Source organism: Streptomyces sp. NPDC057565, assembly GCF_042801455.1.
GTDB lineage: Bacteria > Actinomycetota > Actinomycetes > Streptomycetales > Streptomycetaceae > Streptomyces > Streptomyces yanii.
The window spans coordinates 44,987-64,553 of sequence record NZ_JBHVFU010000033.1; the positions used below are offsets into that span (position 1 = coordinate 44,987).

The 19,567-nt window shown below is 69.2% G+C and carries 16 protein-coding genes and 1 pseudogene; all 17 read right to left on the reverse strand.

What is annotated here, in order from left to right; all coding sequences use genetic code 11:
• Positions 1 to 10 precede the first annotated feature (10 nt).
• Entirely contained in the window at positions 11 to 2,152 is a 2,142-nt protein-coding gene (locus ACFU8W_RS35395; RefSeq protein ID WP_384046293.1) for an acetate--CoA ligase family protein, read from the reverse strand.
• Complete coding sequence (locus tag ACFU8W_RS35400; protein ID WP_345509582.1) at positions 2,149 to 3,057, reverse strand: amidohydrolase family protein; 909 nt, start codon at positions 3,055 to 3,057, stop codon at positions 2,149 to 2,151. The genes ACFU8W_RS35395 and ACFU8W_RS35400 overlap by 4 nt, the downstream gene beginning before the upstream one ends.
• 29 nt (positions 3,058 to 3,086) lie before the next feature.
• Entirely contained in the window at positions 3,087 to 4,064 is a 978-nt protein-coding gene (locus tag ACFU8W_RS35405) for a zinc-binding dehydrogenase (protein WP_384046296.1), read from the reverse strand.
• A gap of 9 nt (positions 4,065 to 4,073) precedes the next feature.
• Positions 4,074 to 5,672 (reverse strand): thiamine pyrophosphate-binding protein, encoded by a 1,599-nt coding sequence (locus ACFU8W_RS35410; protein WP_384046299.1) that lies wholly within the window; start codon positions 5,670 to 5,672, stop codon positions 4,074 to 4,076.
• Entirely contained in the window at positions 5,669 to 6,442 is a 774-nt protein-coding gene (locus ACFU8W_RS35415) for an amino acid ABC transporter ATP-binding protein (protein WP_384046302.1), read from the reverse strand. The genes ACFU8W_RS35410 and ACFU8W_RS35415 overlap by 4 nt, the downstream gene beginning before the upstream one ends.
• A gap of 69 nt (positions 6,443 to 6,511) precedes the next feature.
• Positions 6,512 to 7,495, reverse strand: a complete 984-nt coding sequence (locus ACFU8W_RS35420; protein ID WP_384046305.1) for an amino acid ABC transporter permease — start codon at positions 7,493 to 7,495, stop codon at positions 6,512 to 6,514.
• A gap of 68 nt (positions 7,496 to 7,563) precedes the next feature.
• A complete protein-coding gene (locus tag ACFU8W_RS35425) occupies positions 7,564 to 8,565 on the reverse strand; it encodes an ABC transporter substrate-binding protein (RefSeq protein WP_384046308.1) in 1,002 nt (333 codons plus the stop codon).
• Positions 8,566 to 8,874: 309 nt separating this feature from the next.
• A complete protein-coding gene (locus ACFU8W_RS35430) occupies positions 8,875 to 9,498 on the reverse strand; it encodes an aldehyde dehydrogenase family protein (protein ID WP_384046315.1) in 624 nt (207 codons plus the stop codon).
• 86 nt (positions 9,499 to 9,584) lie between these two features.
• Positions 9,585 to 10,907: a histidinol dehydrogenase gene (gene hisD, locus ACFU8W_RS35435; RefSeq protein WP_384046318.1), complete on the reverse strand. Its 1,323-nt coding sequence runs from the start codon at positions 10,905 to 10,907 to the stop codon at positions 9,585 to 9,587.
• A 192-nt stretch (positions 10,908 to 11,099) separates the two neighbouring features.
• Positions 11,100 to 12,077, reverse strand: coding sequence for a LacI family DNA-binding transcriptional regulator (locus tag ACFU8W_RS35440; protein ID WP_384046321.1), 978 nt, complete (start codon positions 12,075 to 12,077; stop codon positions 11,100 to 11,102).
• Between the two features lie 221 nt (positions 12,078 to 12,298).
• On the reverse strand, positions 12,299 to 12,856 hold the full coding sequence (locus ACFU8W_RS35445; RefSeq protein WP_384046324.1) for a hypothetical protein: 558 nt from the start codon (positions 12,854 to 12,856) through the stop codon (positions 12,299 to 12,301).
• A 54-nt stretch (positions 12,857 to 12,910) separates the two neighbouring features.
• A complete protein-coding gene (locus ACFU8W_RS35450) occupies positions 12,911 to 13,054 on the reverse strand; it encodes a hypothetical protein (protein ID WP_384046327.1) in 144 nt (47 codons plus the stop codon).
• A 73-nt stretch (positions 13,055 to 13,127) separates the two neighbouring features.
• Positions 13,128 to 13,618: pseudogene (locus ACFU8W_RS35455) on the reverse strand (IS5 family transposase); the annotation flags it as partial.
• A gap of 271 nt (positions 13,619 to 13,889) precedes the next feature.
• Positions 13,890 to 15,905 (reverse strand): pentapeptide repeat-containing protein, encoded by a 2,016-nt coding sequence (locus tag ACFU8W_RS35460; RefSeq protein WP_384046330.1) that lies wholly within the window; start codon positions 15,903 to 15,905, stop codon positions 13,890 to 13,892.
• Positions 15,906 to 16,016: 111 nt separating this feature from the next.
• Positions 16,017 to 16,562 (reverse strand): hypothetical protein, encoded by a 546-nt coding sequence (locus ACFU8W_RS35465; protein ID WP_384046334.1) that lies wholly within the window; start codon positions 16,560 to 16,562, stop codon positions 16,017 to 16,019.
• Between the two features lie 272 nt (positions 16,563 to 16,834).
• Complete coding sequence (locus tag ACFU8W_RS35470) at positions 16,835 to 17,914, reverse strand: C45 family autoproteolytic acyltransferase/hydolase (protein WP_384046336.1); 1,080 nt, start codon at positions 17,912 to 17,914, stop codon at positions 16,835 to 16,837.
• A 23-nt stretch (positions 17,915 to 17,937) separates the two neighbouring features.
• Positions 17,938 to 19,551: an amidohydrolase gene (locus tag ACFU8W_RS35475; RefSeq protein WP_384046339.1), complete on the reverse strand. Its 1,614-nt coding sequence runs from the start codon at positions 19,549 to 19,551 to the stop codon at positions 17,938 to 17,940.
• Positions 19,552 to 19,567: the final 16 nt, after the last annotated feature.

Below are 19,567 nucleotides of genomic sequence, written 5' to 3' on the forward strand. Positions count from 1 at the left end.
TCCTTCCTTGTCAGCGGGCGATGAAGAGGGCGTCGACAAGGGTGACCTCGCCGGTCCCTTCCCTGATGAAGGCCGGGTTGAGGTCGGCTTCGACGATGAGGTCGCCCAGCTCCGCGGCCAGCGCGCTGAAGCGCACGATCACTTCGGCCAGCGGCCCGACGTCGGTCGGCTGGGCGAGCCTGCGGTACCCGGACAGCAGCCGGCCGAGGTGGGTCTGGGCGATCATGTCGAGGGCACCCTGCGGCGACACGGGCGCCAGGTCCACGGCCCGGTCGCCCACCAGCTCCGCCAGGGACCCGCCGGATCCGGCAACAACCAGAGAGCCCAGCGGCTCCTCCCGCGTGAATCCGAGGATCCCTTCGATGCTGCCGGTGACGGCCGCCTGGACCTCATATCCGTCCACCTCGGCATGCGGGAGCGCCCGCATGCGTTCGCGGATCCCGCGGACCGCCGCACGCAGCGCGTCTTCATCCTCGATGCCGACCACCACGCCGCCGACGTCCACGCGGTGCGGGACGTCCTTCGACGCGATCTTCACCACCACCGGGAACCCGCGGTCATGCGCGAACGTGACCGCCTCGTCCTCGTCCCGCGCCAACCGGGACCGGACGTACGGCAGGCCGTAGGCGGAGACGATCCGCTGGACGAGCGCGTACGGGAGCGGCCCGTGATGCACGGCGATCTCCTCCCGAAGCTCCGCGAGCAGAGCGGCGGGAACCGTCGGCCCGGTGTCCTCAGCCGCGGACCGCGGCACCGTGCCCAGCGTGTTCGTTGCGGCCAGGGCGGGTTCCAGGCCACGCAGGATCGTCACGTTCGTGCCGGCCGTCAGTTCCGCGAGGAGCGGATGGACCGGGGACGCCGTGCTGGACACCAGCACCACGGGCTTCGCGGACGGCCTCGCACCGTCCACGATCTGCCGCATGTGCTCCAGATAGTCGTGCCGTGGGGTGAGCGGCAGCTTCTCCTGGGCGTCCTGCACGACGACGATGGCGTCGACGGCGGGGTCCTCACCGACCGCTTCGACCGCCAGCGCCGTCCGGCGGGCCTCCTCGTCGATGCTGGCGCCGATGTCGACGGGGTTCTCCCCGGTGGTCCCCGGAAGCGCGGCCCTGACGCGCTCCACGGTGGCCGGGGCGAAATCGGCGATCGTCGCGCCCACCTCGGTGGCGATGTCGCACGCGAGCGCGCTCTGCCCGCCCGAGATGGACATGACCGCGAGCCGGTTGCCGCCCACGGGCCGCGAGCCGAGGCCCGAGTACAGCTGCAGGGTGGTCACCAGTTCGTCGTAGTCGCGGACCAGCGGCACACCGAGCTGCCGGAAGAGGGCCCGGTACGCGTCGTACCCGGTGACCAGGGCGCCGGTGTGTGCCTGGGTCGCCCGGCCGCCGGCCGACGTGCGCCCGACCTTGACGGCCACGATCCGCTTGCCCGCGGCCTGCACCCGCCGCACCGCCGCCCGGAACTTCTCCGGCTCCTTCAGCGACTCGAGCACCAAGCCCACGGCCGCCGTCTCGTCGTCGTCCGCCAGCCAGGAGAGGTAGTCGGCGGCGGACAGGGAGAGCTCGTTCCCGCTGGAGATCACGCGGGAGAACCCGAGGTCCGAGGTGGTGGTCACCGAGATCGCAGCGGATCCGGACTGTGTCACGAGGGCGACGTTCCCGGTGTGGAAGTCGCCCCGGATGTGGGCGGTCCACAGTGGGGCGGCGTCGGCGGCGCTCAGCGTGCCGAGGCAATTGGGGCCGTTGACCACGATCTGCAGCTCCTCCAGGACCGACCGCAGCCCGGCGAGCTCCTCCTCGGAGAACCCGGCGGCCGGCAGCACGGCGGCGGGACAGCCGCGGGCCGCGAGTTCGCGGAGCACCCCCGCGGCGCGGGAGGCGCGCACACTGACCACCGCGACGTCGACGTCGTTGGGCAGCTGCGCGACAGCCGGCACCGCCGGATACCCCTCGAGCACGTCGGCGCGCGGATGCACGGGGATGACCATGCCCGCGAAGCCGAAGGTGCGGAGGTTCCGCAGCACCTGGTTGCCCAGGGTGTGACGCTCCGGCGAGGCGCCGATCACGGCGATGGTCTTCGGCCTCAGCAGCCCGGTGATGCCCCGGGTGATCTTCGCAGCGGCATCCTTCTCGAAATCCACGGTGGCGGTCATTCGGTCCCCAGCACCCGGCAGGCGTTGCTGTACAGCCACTTCTCTTTGACCGACTCCTTGAGGGGCAGCGCCAGGTATTCGTCGATGATGTCCTCCATGGACATGCCGAGCAGGCCCCAGGAGAGCCCCACCATGACCTTGTCCTGGATCAGGGTGTTGCCGAATTGCATGAACTGCTCCCAGCCGGACCCGGGCTGGCCGAGGTACTTGGGTCGGTGCGCGGCGGTGTCGCAGAACAGGTTCGGGTGGCGACGCAGCAGGCCCACCATGTCGTTGATCCACGGCCAGCCGCTGAGGCCCGCGATGATGGTCAGCTCGGGGAAGTCCATGGCGATCGTGTCGAGGTGACGGGGGTGGGCCAGGTCGTAGGGCCGGTCGTTGGCGTAGGGCATGGAGGTGTAGATGCGCACCGGGATCCCTAGTTCCACGGCCTTCGCATACAGGGGGTAGTACCGGCGGTCGCTCGGCGAGACGACGTCGTACAGGGCCGCCACGGAGAGGCCGCCGATGCCCTCCTCGCGGACCAGCCGCTCGAGCTCGCGGACTGCCCGCATGCCGTCGTAGGGGCTCAGGTGGGCGAAGCCTATGAACCGGTTCGGGAACGCCTGGACCACTTCGGCGGTGACCGCGTTGGACGCCGCCGCCACCACGCTCTTGACCACGCCGGCCTGGTCCATGAGTTTCACCAGCTCAGCGGCCCGTTCGGCCGGCGGGCGGGTGTCACTCACGGCGTTCACGGCCGGTGCGTCCGGGGTGTCCGAGCGAGTGAAGATGGTGTCGTAATTGGACCAGCCGTACCCCTGCGGGTTCGGCAGGCGGTCCGGTCCGGCGGGGCCCCTCTGCCCGGTTCCCGGGTGCTCCCCGTCTCCACCGGGGAGCACGGTTTCAAGGTCGATGACACGCATGTGGGTTTTCCTTACTGGTTCGGTGGTGTTCAGGCGGCCGGTGCGGGTGCCGGCGCGGTGAAGACGATCTTGAGCTGGCCGGGTCTCGGGTTGACGGCTCGTTCGTAGGCGCCGTTGATGTCGTCCGGCCCGACGACGTCGGTGACGTAGGCGGAGGCCAGCCGCGGGTGCCGGGCGAGGTATTCGCCGGCTGCGGCGAGCCAGCGGCGGCGGTCTCGCGTGAGGCCGGAGCGCAGGGTGAGGTCCTTGGCAAGGAAGCGGTCCATGTTGAGCGGGTAGATCTGCTCGTCGGGAATGCCGAAGTAGTAGATCTGCCCGCCGTGAGCCACCGCCTCGACGGCGTCGTTGAGGGTGGCGGTCTGGTGCCCGATCGCCTCGACCACGATGTCCGGGCGCTCCTCCTCGGTGAGGGCGCGGGCCCACCGGTCGGCGGACGCCCACACCATCTCATCGACCCCGAAGTCGGCGGCGGCGTCCCGGCGGTCCACCCGGTCCACGCCGATGACCCGCGCCGCTCCGGCGGTCTTGAGCACGTGGCTGAACAGGACCCCGATCGGTCCCTGGCCCATGACTGCGGCGGAGCGGCCCGTGACGGCGCCCAGCCGGTCCACCGCGGCGAGCACGCACGCGAGGGGCTGCAGCATGATGGCCTCCTCGGCCGCCAGGCTCCCGTCGAAACCCGTCAGGCCCTCGCCACGGGTGACGACGTACTCGGCGATCGCGTCGTAGTTGGTCGCCCAGCCGACCACGGTCTCGCCGGGGCGCACGTCCTGGTGTTCGGAGGCGACCACCACTCCCACCACCTCGTGCCCGGGGAATCCCGCCGAGCCGGGGAGATGGGTGTGCTGTGGGGCGTCGATCTGCCGCATACCTCGGAAGAACTGAAGGTCGCTCCCGCAGATCCCGCCCACAAGAGTCCGGAGCAGCACGTCACCGGGCCCGAGATCCGCCTGGTTGGGCTCCGGTGCGTCGTACGGCGCGAAGCGTTGCGGCGCCACCAAGCGCATCGCCCACATTCAGATCATCCCGTCCGGGCTGATGCGGATGTCGATGAGCAGCGGACCGCTCCGTTCGGCGATGGCGCTCTTGATGCCGTGCAGCTCGTGCAGGGTGGTGACGGTGACGCCGGTGCCGCCGAGCGCCGTCGCCACGCCTTCGAAGCCGGGCCAGTCGAAGAGGGTCAGGTCCCGGTTCTTCCCCAGGTCCCGGAACTGGACCTCCTCCGCGCCGTAGCAGCCGTCGTTGAGGACCACGCAGATCAGGTCCCTGCCGTAGCGGACGGCCGTGTTGAACTCGGTGAGCCCGGTCATCATGAAGCCTCCGTCGCCGCAGATGAGCAGCGTGGGCCGCTCGGGACGGGCGAAGCTCGCACCGATGGCGGTGCCCATACCGATGCCCACGGCACCGTAGCTGGCGCCGTAGATGTAGGAGCGGGCGTCGGGCGCGTGGACCCGACGGACGGTCTCCTCCATGAACCGCCCCACATCCACGGCGAGGGTGCGGTCCACAGGCACCACTTCGTCGATGACGGACAGGGCGGTGCGGAGGTCGACGACGCCGTCGCCACTGCTGTCGCGGTATCCGTCGTCGCGGAGTCCGGCAAGGAGGCCGGCGGCCTCTTCGTGGAAGCGGGTGGGGGCGATCTCGGCGAGGTCGAGGAAGCCCACGATCGCCTGGGCCACGTCCGCGGCGTCACCGGCGATCACGGCGTCGACGTCCAGGTTCGCGCCGAGGCGGGCCGGGTCGGCGTCGCATTCGATGACGGCCTTGCCGCGGAAGAGCGCGCCGCGCTCGGTGGTGAGCTTGGACAGGCTCGCGCCGAGGGCGATGATGCAGTCCGCGCGGTCGATGACCGTGGAGCCTTCGGGGCTGGCGAGGCCGCCGCAGATGCCGATGGAGCGGGGGTCTCCGCGGAACAGTTCCTTGGCGCGGAGGGTGGTCGCGACGGGTGCGCCGATGCGGTCCGCGAGCGCGAGGATGCTGTCCCCGGCGCCGCTGAGCACCGCGCCGTGGCCGGCCAGGATGAGCGGTCGGCGGGCGAGGCTGATGATGCCGAGTGCCGCGTCCATCTCGTCCTCGTCGAGGACGGCGGGTGGCACCTCGGCCGCGCCTTCCGGTGTGCGGTACAGGACGTCGTCGTGCTGGATCTCCACCGGGACGTTGAGGACGATGGGGCGCCGCTCACGGCGCGCACGGTGGAGCGCGTTCGCGACGTCGTGGAGCACTGAGTGGCGGGATTCGACGGCGATGAAGCCGGCGCCGGTGGGCGCGATGTACTCCGCCTGTTCGATGTACTGCTTGTTCTCCACGTCCCGGGTGTCGCCGGCGAGGAGGACCAGGGGTGTCCCGGCGCTGACGGCGTCGCGGAGGGCGGTGATGGTGTTGGTCAGACCTGGGCCCTGGGTGACGGTGGCGACGCCGACTCCCCCGCCGGCCTGGGCGTAACCGTTCGCCATGGTGACGGCTCCGAATTCGTTCGCCGTGGCCACGTAGTTCAGGCCGAGCTCGTGAACGAAGTGGTCGATGATCAGGAGGTTCCCCTCCCCCATCAACCCGAAGATCGTGTCCACGCCGTGGTCGGCGAAGGCCTTCGCCACGGCTGCGCTGAGTTTCACGCTGATGCCCTCCTCTCACTCATCGCGCGGGCCAGGAACGCCCTGGTGCGCTCTTCCTTGGGGTTGGACAGGACCTCGGACGCCGGCCCTTGTTCCACGACCTTCCCATCGCTCATGAACGTCACCGTGTCCGCGACGTCCTGGGCGAAGCCCATCTCATGGGTGACCACCACCATGGTCATGCCGTCCCGGGCCAGCTGTTTCATGACGGAGAGGACCTCGCCCACCAGTTCAGGGTCCAGGGCGGAGGTGGGCTCGTCGAAGAGCATCAGCTTGGGGTCCATGGCGAGGGCCCGGGCGATGGCGATGCGCTGCTTCTGGCCGCCGGAGAGCTGGGCCGGGTACGCCCACACCTTGTCGCTGAGGCCCACCCGTTCCAGCAGCTCGTAGGCGCGGGCCTTCGCCTGCGCCGCCGGGACTTTCCGGACGCCGCGGGGCGCTTCGATGATGTTCTCCAGGACGTTCTTGTGCGGGAACAGGTTGAAGTTCTGGAACACCATGCCGATCTGCTCGCGATTGCGGCAGACCTCGGCGTCGCGGAGTTCGTGGAGGCGCCCGTCCACCTCCCGGTAGCCGACGATCTTGCCATCCACATAGATGCGGCCGGCGTTGATCTTCTCCAGGTGGTTGATACAGCGCAGGAAGGTGGTCTTGCCGGAGCCGGAGGGTCCGATGATCACGGAGACCTCGCCGCGCTGCACTTCGAAATCGACGCCGCGGATGATCTCCAGGGGGCCGTACCGCTTGTAGACGCCGGCGGCTTTCACCATGGGGCCGTCGTGGCGCTCTGTGGAGGGGGCCGCGGATGTGTGCGTGCGGAACATCATGGGGGTCCTCTCTCAGGCCTTCGGCGGAAGCTGGTGCATGCCGGGGTGGAAGTCGCCGAGCATCCGGCGGAGCCGCTGGAGCGGGGTGAGGGGTTGATTCCGCACGGAGCCGCGCGAGTAGCGGCGTTCCACGTAGTACTGACCCACGGTCAGGATGGACGTGACCACCAGATACCAGAGGCTCGCGACGATCAGCAGCGGGATGGTGTCGTAGGTGGAGGCGTAGATCAGCTGGACGGAGTGCAGGAGTTCGACGACAGTGATGACGCTGGCCAGGGAGGACATCTTGAGCATGCCGATGGTCTGGCTGCCGGTGGGCGGGATGATGACCTTCATGGCCTGGGGCAGGATGATGCGGAACATGGCACGACGGCGCGTCATGCCCAGGGACTGGGCGGCTTCCTCCTGGCCTTCGTCCACGGAGAGGATGCCGGCCCGGACGATCTCGCACATGTACGCGGCCTCGTGGAGGCCCAGGCCGAGCAGGGCCGCCAGGAACGGGGTGATGAAGGTGTTGGCGTCCAGGGAGACGAAGACCGGGCCGAACGGGATACCGACGTCGATCTTCGGGAACATGTAGCTGAGGTTGTACCAGAACAGGAGCTGGACCAGCACGGGGGTTCCGCGGAAAAACCAGATGTAGAGGGCGCTGGCGCCGGAGAGCATCACGTTGCTGGAGAGGCGCATGACGGCGAGGATGACACCGCCGATGATGCCGATGGCCATGGCGGCCACGGTGAGCTCCAGGGTCATGAGCAGGCCGTTGAAGATGTTCGGGGACAGGAAGTACTGGCCCACCACCTCCCAGCCGAAGCGGGTCTGCATCAGATCGCCGCGCTGGATCTTCTCGAATCCCAGCGTGTACACGCCCCAGGCGGCGATGAGGGTGAGCACCACCACCGCCACCCATCGCCCGGGGCGGGGAACCGGGACCGGCTTCTCATCGATGAAGGTGGGCCCGGCGACAGGCCTGGTCTTCTCCTGGGGATCCGTCATGATCCCGGCTCCTTCCGGCATCTTCTGCTCCTGTTCAGTCAGCGTGAGTCGGCTGCGTTGGGCCCGGCTCAGCTGGCGGATCCCGTGTCGTTGATGGCCGGCTGCTTGATCATGATGGGTGAGACGCCCCAGTCGTCGAAGATCTTGGCGTAGGAGCCGTCGGCCATCATCTCCTCCAGGGCCTTCTGGATGGCCTTGTCCAGGCCGGAGCCCTTCGGAACGGCGATGCTGCTGGGGATGTTGGCGGCGATGGTGGAGCCGGTGAGCTTGAACTGGCCATTGGTCTGCTTGATCAGGTAGTTGATGGTCTCCTGGCTGTCGAAGCCGACGTCGGCGCGGCCGCTGCCGACGGCGAGGGTCTCTTCGCTGCCGTTGCCGAAGGTGAGGACCTTGACGGCGGGTTTGCCGTCGGCTGTGCACTTCTTGGACTGGTCCTCCAGCATGGTCTGCAGAGTGGTGCCGAGCTGGACGGCGACGCCGGCACCGCAGAGGCTGTCCAGCCCGTCGTAGCTCTTGGAGGACTTGTTGCTGGTGAAGAGGGTGGAGCCGATCTTGGCGTAGGAGACGAAGTCGGCCTTCTCCAGGCGTTCCTTTTTGGCGTACATGCCGGCCTGGCCCACGTCGATCCGGCCGGAGGCGAGGCCGGGGATGATGGTGTCGAAGCCGGCGTTCTCCAGTTCCAGGGTGATGCCGAGCTTCTGGCCGATGCCCTTGATGAGGTCCGCCTGGTAGCCCAGGATCGTCTTGCCGTCCTTGTCGATGTACTCGCCGGGAGGGGTGGAGGCGTCCAGGCCGATCACCAGCTTGCCCTTGTCCTTGTACTTCTGCGGGAGCAACTCGGCGGCCTTGCCGGCCTTGGAGGGATCGGCGGGTGAGATGTTGCCGTTGGCGGAGGCGCCGGCGGTGGAACCACCCGAGGCGGCGCCGGAGGCGGAGGGGCTGCTGGTGACGCCGGCGCTGGAGCCGCAAGCGCTCAGCGTGAATGCGACGGCGATCCCGGCGGCGCCGAGGACGGCGGCTCGCAGCCTGGTCGGGTGCACGGGTGGGGTGTCCTGGGTCTTGAACAGCATGCGATGAACTCCTTCGGTCGCGCACGTGGCTGAGAGGTGACGGTGTGGACGGTGTGGTGGTGTGAGGCCGCGGCTGGCGGCGGGTCTGACGAGGTCCACCGAGGATCCGATTTCTCATCGCTTGATCACCTAGGCGGAGATCGGATTGTCCATGAGGCCAGGCTCGGCGCGACTGGCGTTCGCTTGGCGCAGCCAATTGGCCTGCAACTACGTGTGAGCGCGATGCTTTTCGGGGCGAAGAGTGCCCTGAGGTAGTGGTCCACCTGGATTCCTCCTGTCCTCACTGACTCACGTGGCTGACCTGGTTTTTCAGTCGCGGCCTGCGTCAGCGGGAAGTTGGAGGGACTGCGGTTCGAGGTACTCGGCCATGCCGTGCACGCCGAGTTCGCGGCCGTAGCCGGAGTGCTTGAACCCCCCGAAAGGGGCGGCGGGGTTGAAGGAGCCGCCGTTGACGTCGACCTGTCCGGTGCGGATGCGCCGGGCGACCCGTACGGCGTGGTCCGTGTCGTGTGCCCAGACCGACCCACCGAGTCCGTACCGTGTGCCGTTCGCGATCTCGATGGCCTCGGCTTCGTCCCGGTAGCCGATGATGGACAGGACAGGGCCGAAGATCTCGTCCTGCGCGAGGGTGGACGCCGGATCGACGTCGATGAAGATCGTGGGTCGTACGAAGTAGCCGCCGTCGCATCCGTCGGGAGACGTTTCCCCGCCCGCGAGGAGTCGGGATCCGTCGCTGAGGCCCGCGCGGATGAACGCTCGTACGCGTTCCCGCTGCTGGTCACTGATCACAGGGCCCATCCGGGTCCTGTCCTCCGTCGGATCGCCCACGGTGTGCTTTGCGGCGGCCGCCTGTGCCCGGATCGCGCCGATGGTGCCGGACTGCAGGGACCGGCGCCTGATCTGCTCCGGTCTCAAGGTGGCGGCGGTGGCCATGGGATCTCCGTTGATCGGGGACGGAACGGGGCGACTCAGGGACTGGAGGGAGGAAGAGAGCGAGGCGGGCGGCGTGTCGGACCAGGTCAGGCGCGGGGGGCGCTCGCGTAGTGGTCGGTCCACGTCAGCGGGACGCCGGCGTACTTGGCGGCACGGACGTCGCCGGAACGGGCATGCCCCTCGAACAGCTCGACGCGGGCGGCCCGGCCGCACAACTCTCCCAGCGCCGCGGACGACTTCGGGTCGCGGACCTCCTGGTACGTGGCGGTTCGCAGGTACATGCCCACCCACAGGCCACCGGTGTAGCGTGCCGCGCCACGGGTCGGCAGGACGTGGTTGGTGCCGATGACCTTGTCGCCGTAGGACACGCAGGTGCCCTCGCCGAGGAAGAGGGCGCCGTAGGCGTGCATCTTGTCCAGGGCCTCTCGGGGGTTCTCGGTGAGGACCTGGACGTGCTCGTAGGCGAAGGAGTCGGCAATGCGGTAGGCCTCGTCGAGGTCGTCGGCCAGGATGATCTGGCCGTGGTCACGCCAGGCGGGGCCGGCGATGTCGCCGGTCTGCAGTCCGGGCAGGATCTCCTCGATGTGCTGCTGCACGGCGGTGGCGACGCGCTCGCTGGTCGTGATCAGGACGGCGGGCGAGTCCGGGCCGTGCTCCGCCTGGGAGAGCAGGTCGACCGCGGCAACGAACGGGTCGGCGGTGTCGTCGGCGAGGACCAGGATCTCGGTCGGACCGGCGAACAGGTCGATGCCGACCTCGCCGAACAGCTGACGCTTGGCCTCGGCCACGTAGGCATTGCCGGGGCCGGCCAGCATGTCCACGGGCGTCATGGTCTCGGTGCCGACGCTCATCGCGGCGATGGCCTGGACGCCGCCGAGGATGTGGATCTCGTCCGCGCCCGCGAGGTGCATTGCGGCGACAGTGGCGGCGGGGATCTCGCCGCGGATCGGCGGGGTGCAAGCGACCACGCGCGGCACACCGGCGGCCTTGGCGGTCACGATGGTCATGTGCGCGGAGGCGGTCAGCGGGTAGCGGCCGCCGGGGATGTACGCGCCGACGGACCGGATCGGCACGTGACGGTGGCCGAGGAAGACGCCGGGCTCGGACTCGATCTCGATCTCGGACATCGACGCGCGCTGGGACTCGGCGAACCGGCGGACATTGGCCTGGACGGTCTTGATGTCCTCGATGACCTGCGGGTCGAGGCCGTTCATGATCTCGGTGAGCTGTGCCTCGTTCAGCCGGAAGGACTCCGGCTCCCAGCGGTCGAAGCGCGCCGAGAGCTCACGGACCGCTTCGTCGCCGCGGCTGCGGACGTCGGCGATCAGCTCGCGGACGGTCCGCCCGACAGCGTCGTTGCCCGACGGGGCGGTGGACGGGCTGACAGCGGCCTTGATGGTACGGGACACGCCGAGCTCCTCACTCGTCGATGGATACGTATCCATTGGATACGTATCCACAGCATGGGAGACGGATGGGCCGATGGTCAAGAGGTGATTCAAGAGCGGTTCAGAAACCGTTCACGCACGGAAGGCACGGACGATCCGCACGCCCAGGGATCGGGCGCGCCGCGGAATCAAGCGCTATGGGATCAGGCAGGTTCAGGATCGAGCGGGAGGCGCCGTGGTGGAGCGTCCGACGAACTCCACCGGCAGGACCTCGTGCCGATGCGGCAGGTCGGGGGTCTCCAGCCGGTCCAGGAGCAGCTCCACGCCCACCTGCGCGATCCGCTCCAGCGGCTGGCGCACCGTCGTCAGGTCGATGCGCTCCCACGCAGACAGCGGCACGTCGTCGCAGCCCACCACGCTCAGCTCGCCCGGCACCGCGACGCCCGCCGCCGCGGCCGCGTTCAGCGCGGCGTACGCCATCACATCGTTGTGGCAGAACAGTGCCGTGGGAGGCTCGGCGCTCACGAGCAGGGTGCGCACCGCCTCGTACGCGGTGGCGTAGTCGTAGGCTCCGTCGATCTCCGTGAGAGTGACGCCGTCCGCGGCCCCGACCCTGCGACGGAAGGCGAGACCGCGCTGCTGGGCGGTGCTCGCCCCGGCCAGGCCGCACACCATCGCGATCCGGCGGTGCCCCAGGTCCAGCAGATGCTCGGCCGCGAGTTCGCCGGCAGTGGGGTTGTCGGCCTCGACCTGATCGGCCGGGAAGTCCTCGAGCGTGCGGTGACACAGGACCACCGGGATCCCGTGACCGACCATCCGATGCGCGAGGGGCTCCCCCTCGACCGCTGACGTGAACACGACTCCGTCGACGCCTTCGCGGCGCAGCAGCGCCAGCCCCTCCTCGGCCGACATCACATCGGTGACCAGCGACAATCGCAGGCCGCGCTCATGCAGAACGCTCTCCATCGCCTTGACCATCACCGGATAGAACGGATTCGTCAGGTCGCGGATCACCACACCGATCAGCCCCGAGCGCGCGCCCACGAGACTCCGCGCCGCCTGACTGGGCTGGAAGTCGTACTTGGCGACCACCTCAAGCACCCGGCGTCGGGTCTCCGGAGCCACGCTCCCGCCGTTCAGAACACGCGAGACCGTCGACTGCGCGACACCCGCCTCCCGCGCAATCTGCACGCTCGTGACAGTGGGCCGCCGTGCCATGGATCCCTACCTCCGGGTTGTGTCGAGGCAAGAATACGTATCCCTGTCGGACGTTCGCTCCCACATCCACGCACCGGGCCTGAACGCGCCGCGGAAGCTGTCGACAAACTCATTCTGCAGTAAGGGACTTGAGGGGAAAGGCCACCGTCGACCGTAGTGCTGCGGCCGTCGGCAGGTGACCGGGAGGAAGAGGGTCATTGCTGGCCGGCGAAGCGAGCCGGTTGCAGGGCCGGGAGACGCGTGCGGCCGATCAGGCGTCCGGGGCGGAAGTCCGCCAGGAGGTCGTCGGGCTCGGCAGTGAACAGCTCCTGTGCGGCGAGCCTGCCGAGAAGGGGGCCGAGGGTGATGCCGCTGTGGGTGGCCAGGGTGTATACGCGGGCGTTGTCGCCGAGGAATCCCGCGACCGTGAGACCGTCGACACGCAGGGATTCCAGTCGCGCTCCTGCGGTTCCGGCGAGCAGGTCGGTGAGGCGGCGGCACAGTTCGCCGGCGTGCTGGCCGTCCACGGCGGGCGGGGCCGCCGGGTCGGCGTCCGCGTCCAGGTCGAGGCCCTGCACGATCAGGCGGCCGGCGCCGTCCGGGCGGACGTTGAGCCGTGGTGTGGTGAGCACTCGGTCAAGGCAGGCTGGGAGCGGGTTTGTGTAGCCGAGCAGGCCCACCGTGGCCGTGCCCGCGGCATCGGGGTCGGCCACGGGGATGCGGTGACCGGCCGCCGCTGTGAGGGCCTCGGTCCAGCGGCCAGCCGCGACCACAACCGCGTCGGCCAGCGCTGAGTGAGCGCGGCCAGATGCCCATTTGGTGGGTGGCTACGGGGTCGGATCGCAGCTGTGCTTGAGCTCGGCATCGTCTATGTCGAGAGCTGCGAGGCCGACGGACTTGGCCCGCCAGGAAAGCTCCCTCTCAGCTTCTGCGTCATGCTCGTCGCCTGTAATCCGGATGTCTCCGATCATCGGCGGATGCTATGGGCGCCCTCAGGCCGGGACCACCGGGTTTCTCCGCTCCGCGGCGCGTCGTCATGCCGGGTCATCGACGAGCCCAGATAAGGATGGCGGCCAGGTGGAGTGCGGCCTGATACGCGATGGCGAGCTTGTCGGTCCGCATCGCGAGGCCGCGCCACTGCTTGAGCCGGGCGATGCACCGCTCGACGGTATTGCGCTCCTTGTACGTCTCGGCGTCGAAGCCAGGCGGGTGGCCTCCGGCGCGGCCTCGGCGCAAGCGGTGGCCGACCTGGTCTGCGGAATGACGGCTCGGATACCTCGGCGACGGAGATGCCCGCGGATGGCTCGGGACGAGTGGGCGCGATCCGCGAGGATGAGCGCGGGCCGGGTTCTTGGTCTGCCGACCCCGCTTCGCGGAATCCGGATTCCGGCCATGACCGCCTCGAAGGCCGGCGCGTCACCAGCCTGGCCCGTAGTGACGTGGATGGCGAGAGGACGGGCCCTGCTGTCGCTGGCCAGATGGACTTTCGTGCTCAGGCCGCCACGAGAGCGTCCCAGCGCGTGGTCGTCGGGCTCTGACCGGTTTGACGCCCCATCGATCATGTTGCCGCAACCCTCGGCAGCCGCGTCAGAGCACCGACTCGAGCGACCGGCGTCAAGATCCTGTGCACCCCGCCTGCTGACCCCCACCAGGGCGGATGAGGATTTCGGCAAGGGCAGCGCCGAAACGACGGAAGCGGCCGCCCCACCCACATGCCACCCGCCGTCATCAGGAGCCGCATTGAGACAGCGTGATCATTACGCGCTGCCAGACGTGGGTCTGGGTCATTCCCGCTGGTCAGTGCCCTCATCGCTTGATGCGGCCACGGATGGCGAGGACAGCGAGGCCGAGCAGGACGGGTTCGGTCAGGCGGGAGGTCATTTCGGTGTAGGTGCCGGCGGTGGTGAGGTCCTGGTCGGAAGACCGGAAGATCACCGAGTTGACCACCACTCGCAGGCTTCCCTCGAAACGCTTGGTGGAGAGGCGCTCGTGGAGGGCGTTCGTGGGGTTGACCGGGTCGGGCTTCCCGGGGGGCAGCCGAACCTGCCGGCCGGACAGGCTGCCGCCGGTCTCCGGCTTCCAACTGTCGGCGGGCAGACCCCAGAGCATCATCGCAAGCAGTGTGCCGGTCATCGCGAGCAGCAACCACACCATGGCGCGCGTTGCGCGCAGTCCGTATCCCGAAAGTGCCCAGTACGCGGCAAGGAGAGCCCGTTCGGCGCGCGGCCGGTCGTGATCGTGGCGGCGCATCTCCATCTCGCCGTAGTAGAAGTCTGCCGCGTCCGGCTCGTTCTTGCTGTCCTCGAATGCCTTGCGCAGCGCCCGGTAGACGGGGGCGAGCTGCGCGGGCCCCACATGTTCTGTATGCCCGGTGTCGGGGATGGCCTGCTGCCAGCCTGGAACAGCGGTGGGCTGACGGGCGCGCCAGTAGTGTTCCTCGGCGAGGGTACGGCGCTGGGTGAACCGCTGAGGGCGGAGTCGCCGCCATTGCGTGCGGGCCGGGACGGTGGCGAAGGTGCAGTTGCCTTCCAGGCGGATCTGGTCGAGGTGGACGGTCCCGGTGAACTGGCACTGCGTCAGGTCGATGTCGGCGAGTACCAGATGGGCGGCGTCTACCCCGCGCAGGGAAACGATCCGCACTCCGGAGCCGGTTGTGCCGGCGATGGGATCCTCCGGGACGACGGAGCCGCGAGCTCCGCGGGAGTGGCGAAAGTGGGCTTGCTCGGCGGCGATGCTCAGGGGGTATTCGAAGACGGCATGTGCGAAGTCGACGTCGGCATGGCGCAGTCGCAGCGCGGCGGTTGATTCCCAGCGCGTCCGGTGACAATCCAGACGCCTGGCTGCGATCGACAGCGTCACCGGCCCGCTGAACCTCGCCCCCGACAGGGACACCGTATTCCCGCAGACCAGCGGCCCCAACTCCCCCGCTCGCTCGAACACCGCCGCACCGAAATCGACGTCTTCGGTGAAACTGGTCGACTCGAAATCGGCGATGTCAGTGAAGATCGCCGATCTGAAATCGGCGGTGCCTGCGAAGGTGGCCGACTCGAAATCGGCGGCGCCGGTGAAGGCAGCCAGGTGGAACCGGGCTGCGCCATTGAAAGTGGCCGACCCGAAATTGGCGGTGCCCGCGAAGGCGGCCGACCGGAACTGAGCGGTGCCGGCAAAGGTGGCCGAGGCGAACCGGGCGTCGCCGTTGAAGGCGGCGGACCCGAATTCTGCGGTACCGGTGAAGGTGGCTGCCCGGAACCCGGCGTCGGTGAACGTGGCCGAGATGAACACGGCGGCGTCGGTGAAGGTAGCCAGAAGGAACCAGGCTTCGCCGGTGAAGGTGGCCGAGTGGAACCGGGCGGCGCCGTTGAAGGTGACTGACTCGAACCCGGCAGTGCCGGTGAAGGTGACCGAGTCGAACTGAGCTTCGCGGATGAAGGTGGCCGACTCGAACCAGGCGTTGCCGGTGAATATGGCCAAGTGGAACCGGGCGGTGCCCGTGAAAGTGGCCGATTCGAAATCGGCATTGCCGGTGAAGGTGGCCGACTCGAAGCGGGCGTCGCCGAGGCGTGGGTGGTCTGTGGTGGGGTCGCTGAGGGCGTTGAGTAGTTGGTCGAGCAGTTGGTCGGTGAAGCTCGTGCCCCGGTAGTCGATGTCGTCGCCGGCGTTCAGGCTCGCGAGGTGGGTGTCGCGGTCGAGGCCGGAGAGGTGTACGAGGCAGGATGAGTGCGGGTCGACAGAGCGTCCGATGCAGCCGGCGCGGTCCCCGTTGGTGACGCCGTCACCGCAGTACGGCCAGTCCGGAACGACAGGGGCTGGGGTAGATGCCATACGGGTGAGTACACCGCCTGTCCACCGTCCGTTGCGAGGCGGCCTCCGTAAAACGCCTGCGCGCCCTGAATTGCCCAGTGGTCCGGGAAGCCGGGTGAGGACCCTGGACACTCACCCGGAAAGCTCGCCCCGCCACTGCCGTGGCCACTGCCCCGACGGCGGCGGAGCTCCTTCGATTCCGAGGTCACGCCGCGCGCTCTCGTAGAAGGCATCACGCGCCGCACTCGCCAGCCGATGGGCCTTGGTCCACATCTCGGCGTCGACCGGCCCCTCCCGTACGAGCGCCTCGACGGTCCAGATCGTTTCGTGCCAGCGTCGTGCCGCCGCGATCGTCGCCGCGTCCCCGACGAGCAGGACGGACTCCCACTCCGTCGCACGGCGGGACTCCGCTTCGGCGAGCAGAGGCAGACCGTCGGCCGGCTGCAACGGATCCGCCACGTCCGCGAATCCGAGGGAGGCGGCGATGCGCTGGGCAACGCGAAGCTGCGCCTTGAGGGCATTGGCGTAACGGCCGTATGTCTCGAAGCGCTTCTCGTCCCACCGCTCCTCCCGCTGCCGCTTCCACCGCCGACGCTCGGTCGAGCTCTGCACGGCGTAGGAGCCAAGTGAGCCGACCACGACGCCTATCAGAGCGGGTAATTGATCCAATAGCGCCATGTTCTCCCCCTGGCCGGTTTGATGCCGCACGCTCATCGCTCCGCGGCCGACAGCCCCCTACCCACGTTCGGGCATGGAGCACCTCGGCTCGGTGGGATGCCGGAGGGTTCGCGCCCTGCATCCCGGTGGTAACTAATGCCGCCACGATCGAGCCGACTGCGAGCGGCCCCGCGCCCCAGCGGATCGTGTCCGCCGCCCAGCCCGGCTCCCCGCCGGTCGGGCAGCCGTGGCCGCACGTGGCAGCGGAGCCCTGGTGGCGAGGTGAGGTCTGTCTATGCGGTGAGCAGACGCCAGGGCTGGTCGCGGGCGTCGAGTGGTGAGCCGTCGACGATGCGCGCGGTCCGGCTGGAGGGTTCGAGCATGATCGTGGCGAGCGTGGCCCAGCGCTGGCCGAGGGGAAGGGACATGTCCGGCCGACAGCACAGCATTGGCTGGCCGGGTTCCGAGGTGAGGAACTCGAGCAGCTCGGTTGCGTGCCGTGGCTGCGGGCGCTCGGTGAAGCGGGAGGCCACGAGGTCGTGGCGCGCGCCGGAATCGGGCTGGTAGAGCTCGTTCTTCTCGGCGGCCCGCGGCACCGGGCTCAGGAAGTGGTTGGTGCGGATGATGGTGCCGTCGGTCGGTTCGACGACGAACACGCCGACGGGGGTGATATCGGTGGTGATGGCCGTCGACAGGTCGAAGAGGGTGAAGGAGCTGGAGGCGCTGACCGGTGCGGCTCGGACGATGTCGAGTGCCTCGGTGACCGATGCGGCTTCTTCGAGAACGGTGGCGGCGAGGAGGTGCACGGGGACGCCGCCGACGCCGTCCTGCCGGTGTCCGAGAATGTTGAAGTGCAGCGCGAGACCGGCACTGTTGATTCCGATCTTGCCGAGGATGCCGTGCTCCGTCACCCCGACGACGTCGTGACGACCGCCCCGTACTTCGTGGGTGTGCCAGTGCGTGGCGAGTTCCACGTGCCAGTCCCAGGTCTGTGCCCCGAAGGTGCGCGGACCGCCCGTGTCCGTCCCGGGGCACCGGGCGATGGTGGAGCATTCACCCGGGCGTCCCTCGTCGCTTTGCGCGAGGATCTCCGTGCGGGCGTTGAGAGCGGCGATCCGCCACGGGTCCACTCCGGCGCCGGCGGCGATGCCGTCCATCTCCTCTCGCAGCCGGGGGCGGAATGCGCTGACCGCGTCCGCCGAACGGAGCGCGTCCTCACGGACCTTGTCCTCGGTCAGGCCGGCGAGGCGGAAGAGTCGGTCGTAGACGTCGAGGCCGCCGGGAAGGGTGCCGCGGAGCCGGGCGCCGCGTTCTTGGCCGCGCGCGAAGGGATCGGCCGCGCTGACGGTGATGTGCTGTCGTTCGGTGTTCATTTCTTCCTTGTGTGTTCCGTTGCTCAGCCGTGCTGAACACGGCCGTCGACGACCGTGGCGAGTACGGGGTTGTGGGCCTGCTCCTCTGGGGTGAGCCGCAGCGGGTTTCCGGCGAAGATCGTGAAGTCGGCCTCGTACCCCGGGGTCACGCGCCCACGGGTCGCGGCCCGTCCGGCGGCGACGGCGGCGTGGGTGGTGAGGCCCTCGTAGGCCATACGGGCGGTGAGCGCCTGCTCCGGCTGCACCGGTGCGGTATGCGGCTGCTCCACGGGGCGGCGCAGCTGTGCGTCGGCCAAGAGGACCCGGGGCTCGACCGCCCCGATGGGCCAGTCGGTGCCGAGGGCGACGGTCGCGCCGCGCTCGCGCAGGTCGCGGCAGCGCCAGCCGTGGGCCGCACGCTTGTCGCCGAGTCGGACCGACCAGTTGTCGGTGCGGTCCGCGCGGGTGAGCCGGGTGCCGTGGACGGGCTGCATGCTTGCGACGACGCCGAGTTCGGCGAACAGGCCGACGGTTTCGTCGGGGATGGTCTCGACGTGCTCGATGCGGTGGGGTGCGTCCGGTCCGTCGCCGACTGCTGCGAGGGTGTCGAGGGCGAAGCGCACGGCGCGGTCGCCGATCGCGTGGGTCGCGGTCGGGATGCCGCGGCCGGCGAAGAAGGCGATCGCCGCCCGGTAGGAGTCCGGGTCCGTCCAGAGCGCGGTGCGGCTCTCGCCGTACGCGTCCGGCTCCTCCAGCCAGGCCGTTCCGTTGTCGATCGTGCCGTCGAGCATGAACTTCACTCCCTCGACGCTCCATCGCCGCCCGTGCAGGCCCTGGAGCGCGGCGATCTCCTCCCAGACGTCGGGAGCGGAGCCCGCGGGGACGAGCGGCGAGCAGCGCAGCTTGATCGGCAGTTCGGTGCGCGCTTCGATGTCCAGGAGGACCTCGTGGCTGGGCGGGGAGAAGTCCATCGCGTGACCGCAGGTCAGCCCGGTCGCGGCCATCTGCGTGAGCTCCGCGAGCACGTAGTCGGCCTGCTGCCGGACGGACGGCGCCGGATAGTGGTCGATGAGGAGGTTCATGGCATTGAGCTCGAGGAGCAGGCCGCTCGGGGCGCCGTCGGGATGCAGTTCGACCGAGGACTGGTCGGCGAACGTCTCTCGTCCGGTGAGGCCGGCCATGTCGAGGGCGCGGGGACTGGCCACGAGGGAGTGCGCGTCCTGGAGCATCAGGGAGACCGGGCGGCCTGGCAGAGCGTCGTCGAGCATGCGGCCGTGCGGGATTCCGTCGAAGACGTTGGGGTTGAGCCCGTAGCCGATGAGCCAGTCGTCGTCGGCAGTGCCGGCCGCCGACTGCAGCACATCGAGGACGCCGTCCAGCGTGGTGATGCCGTTGAGGTCGATGCCGCGGCCTCGTTCGACGGACCCCCACACCGGGTGGATGTGGCAGTCGGTCAGGCCGGGGAGGAGGACGCCTTGTTCGTACCGGTGCACAGCCGTGCCGGGCCCGGCGTGTGCCTCGGCCACCTCGGCGCCCCCGACCGCGAGGACGCGCCCGTCCGCCACGGCGACCACGGTCGGCTTCTCTCCGGCGGATCCGTCGTCGAACCGTTCGATCTCGCCGACGATATAGACGGCGTCCGCAGGGTGGGTGGTCATGGTGTGCTGGTGTCCT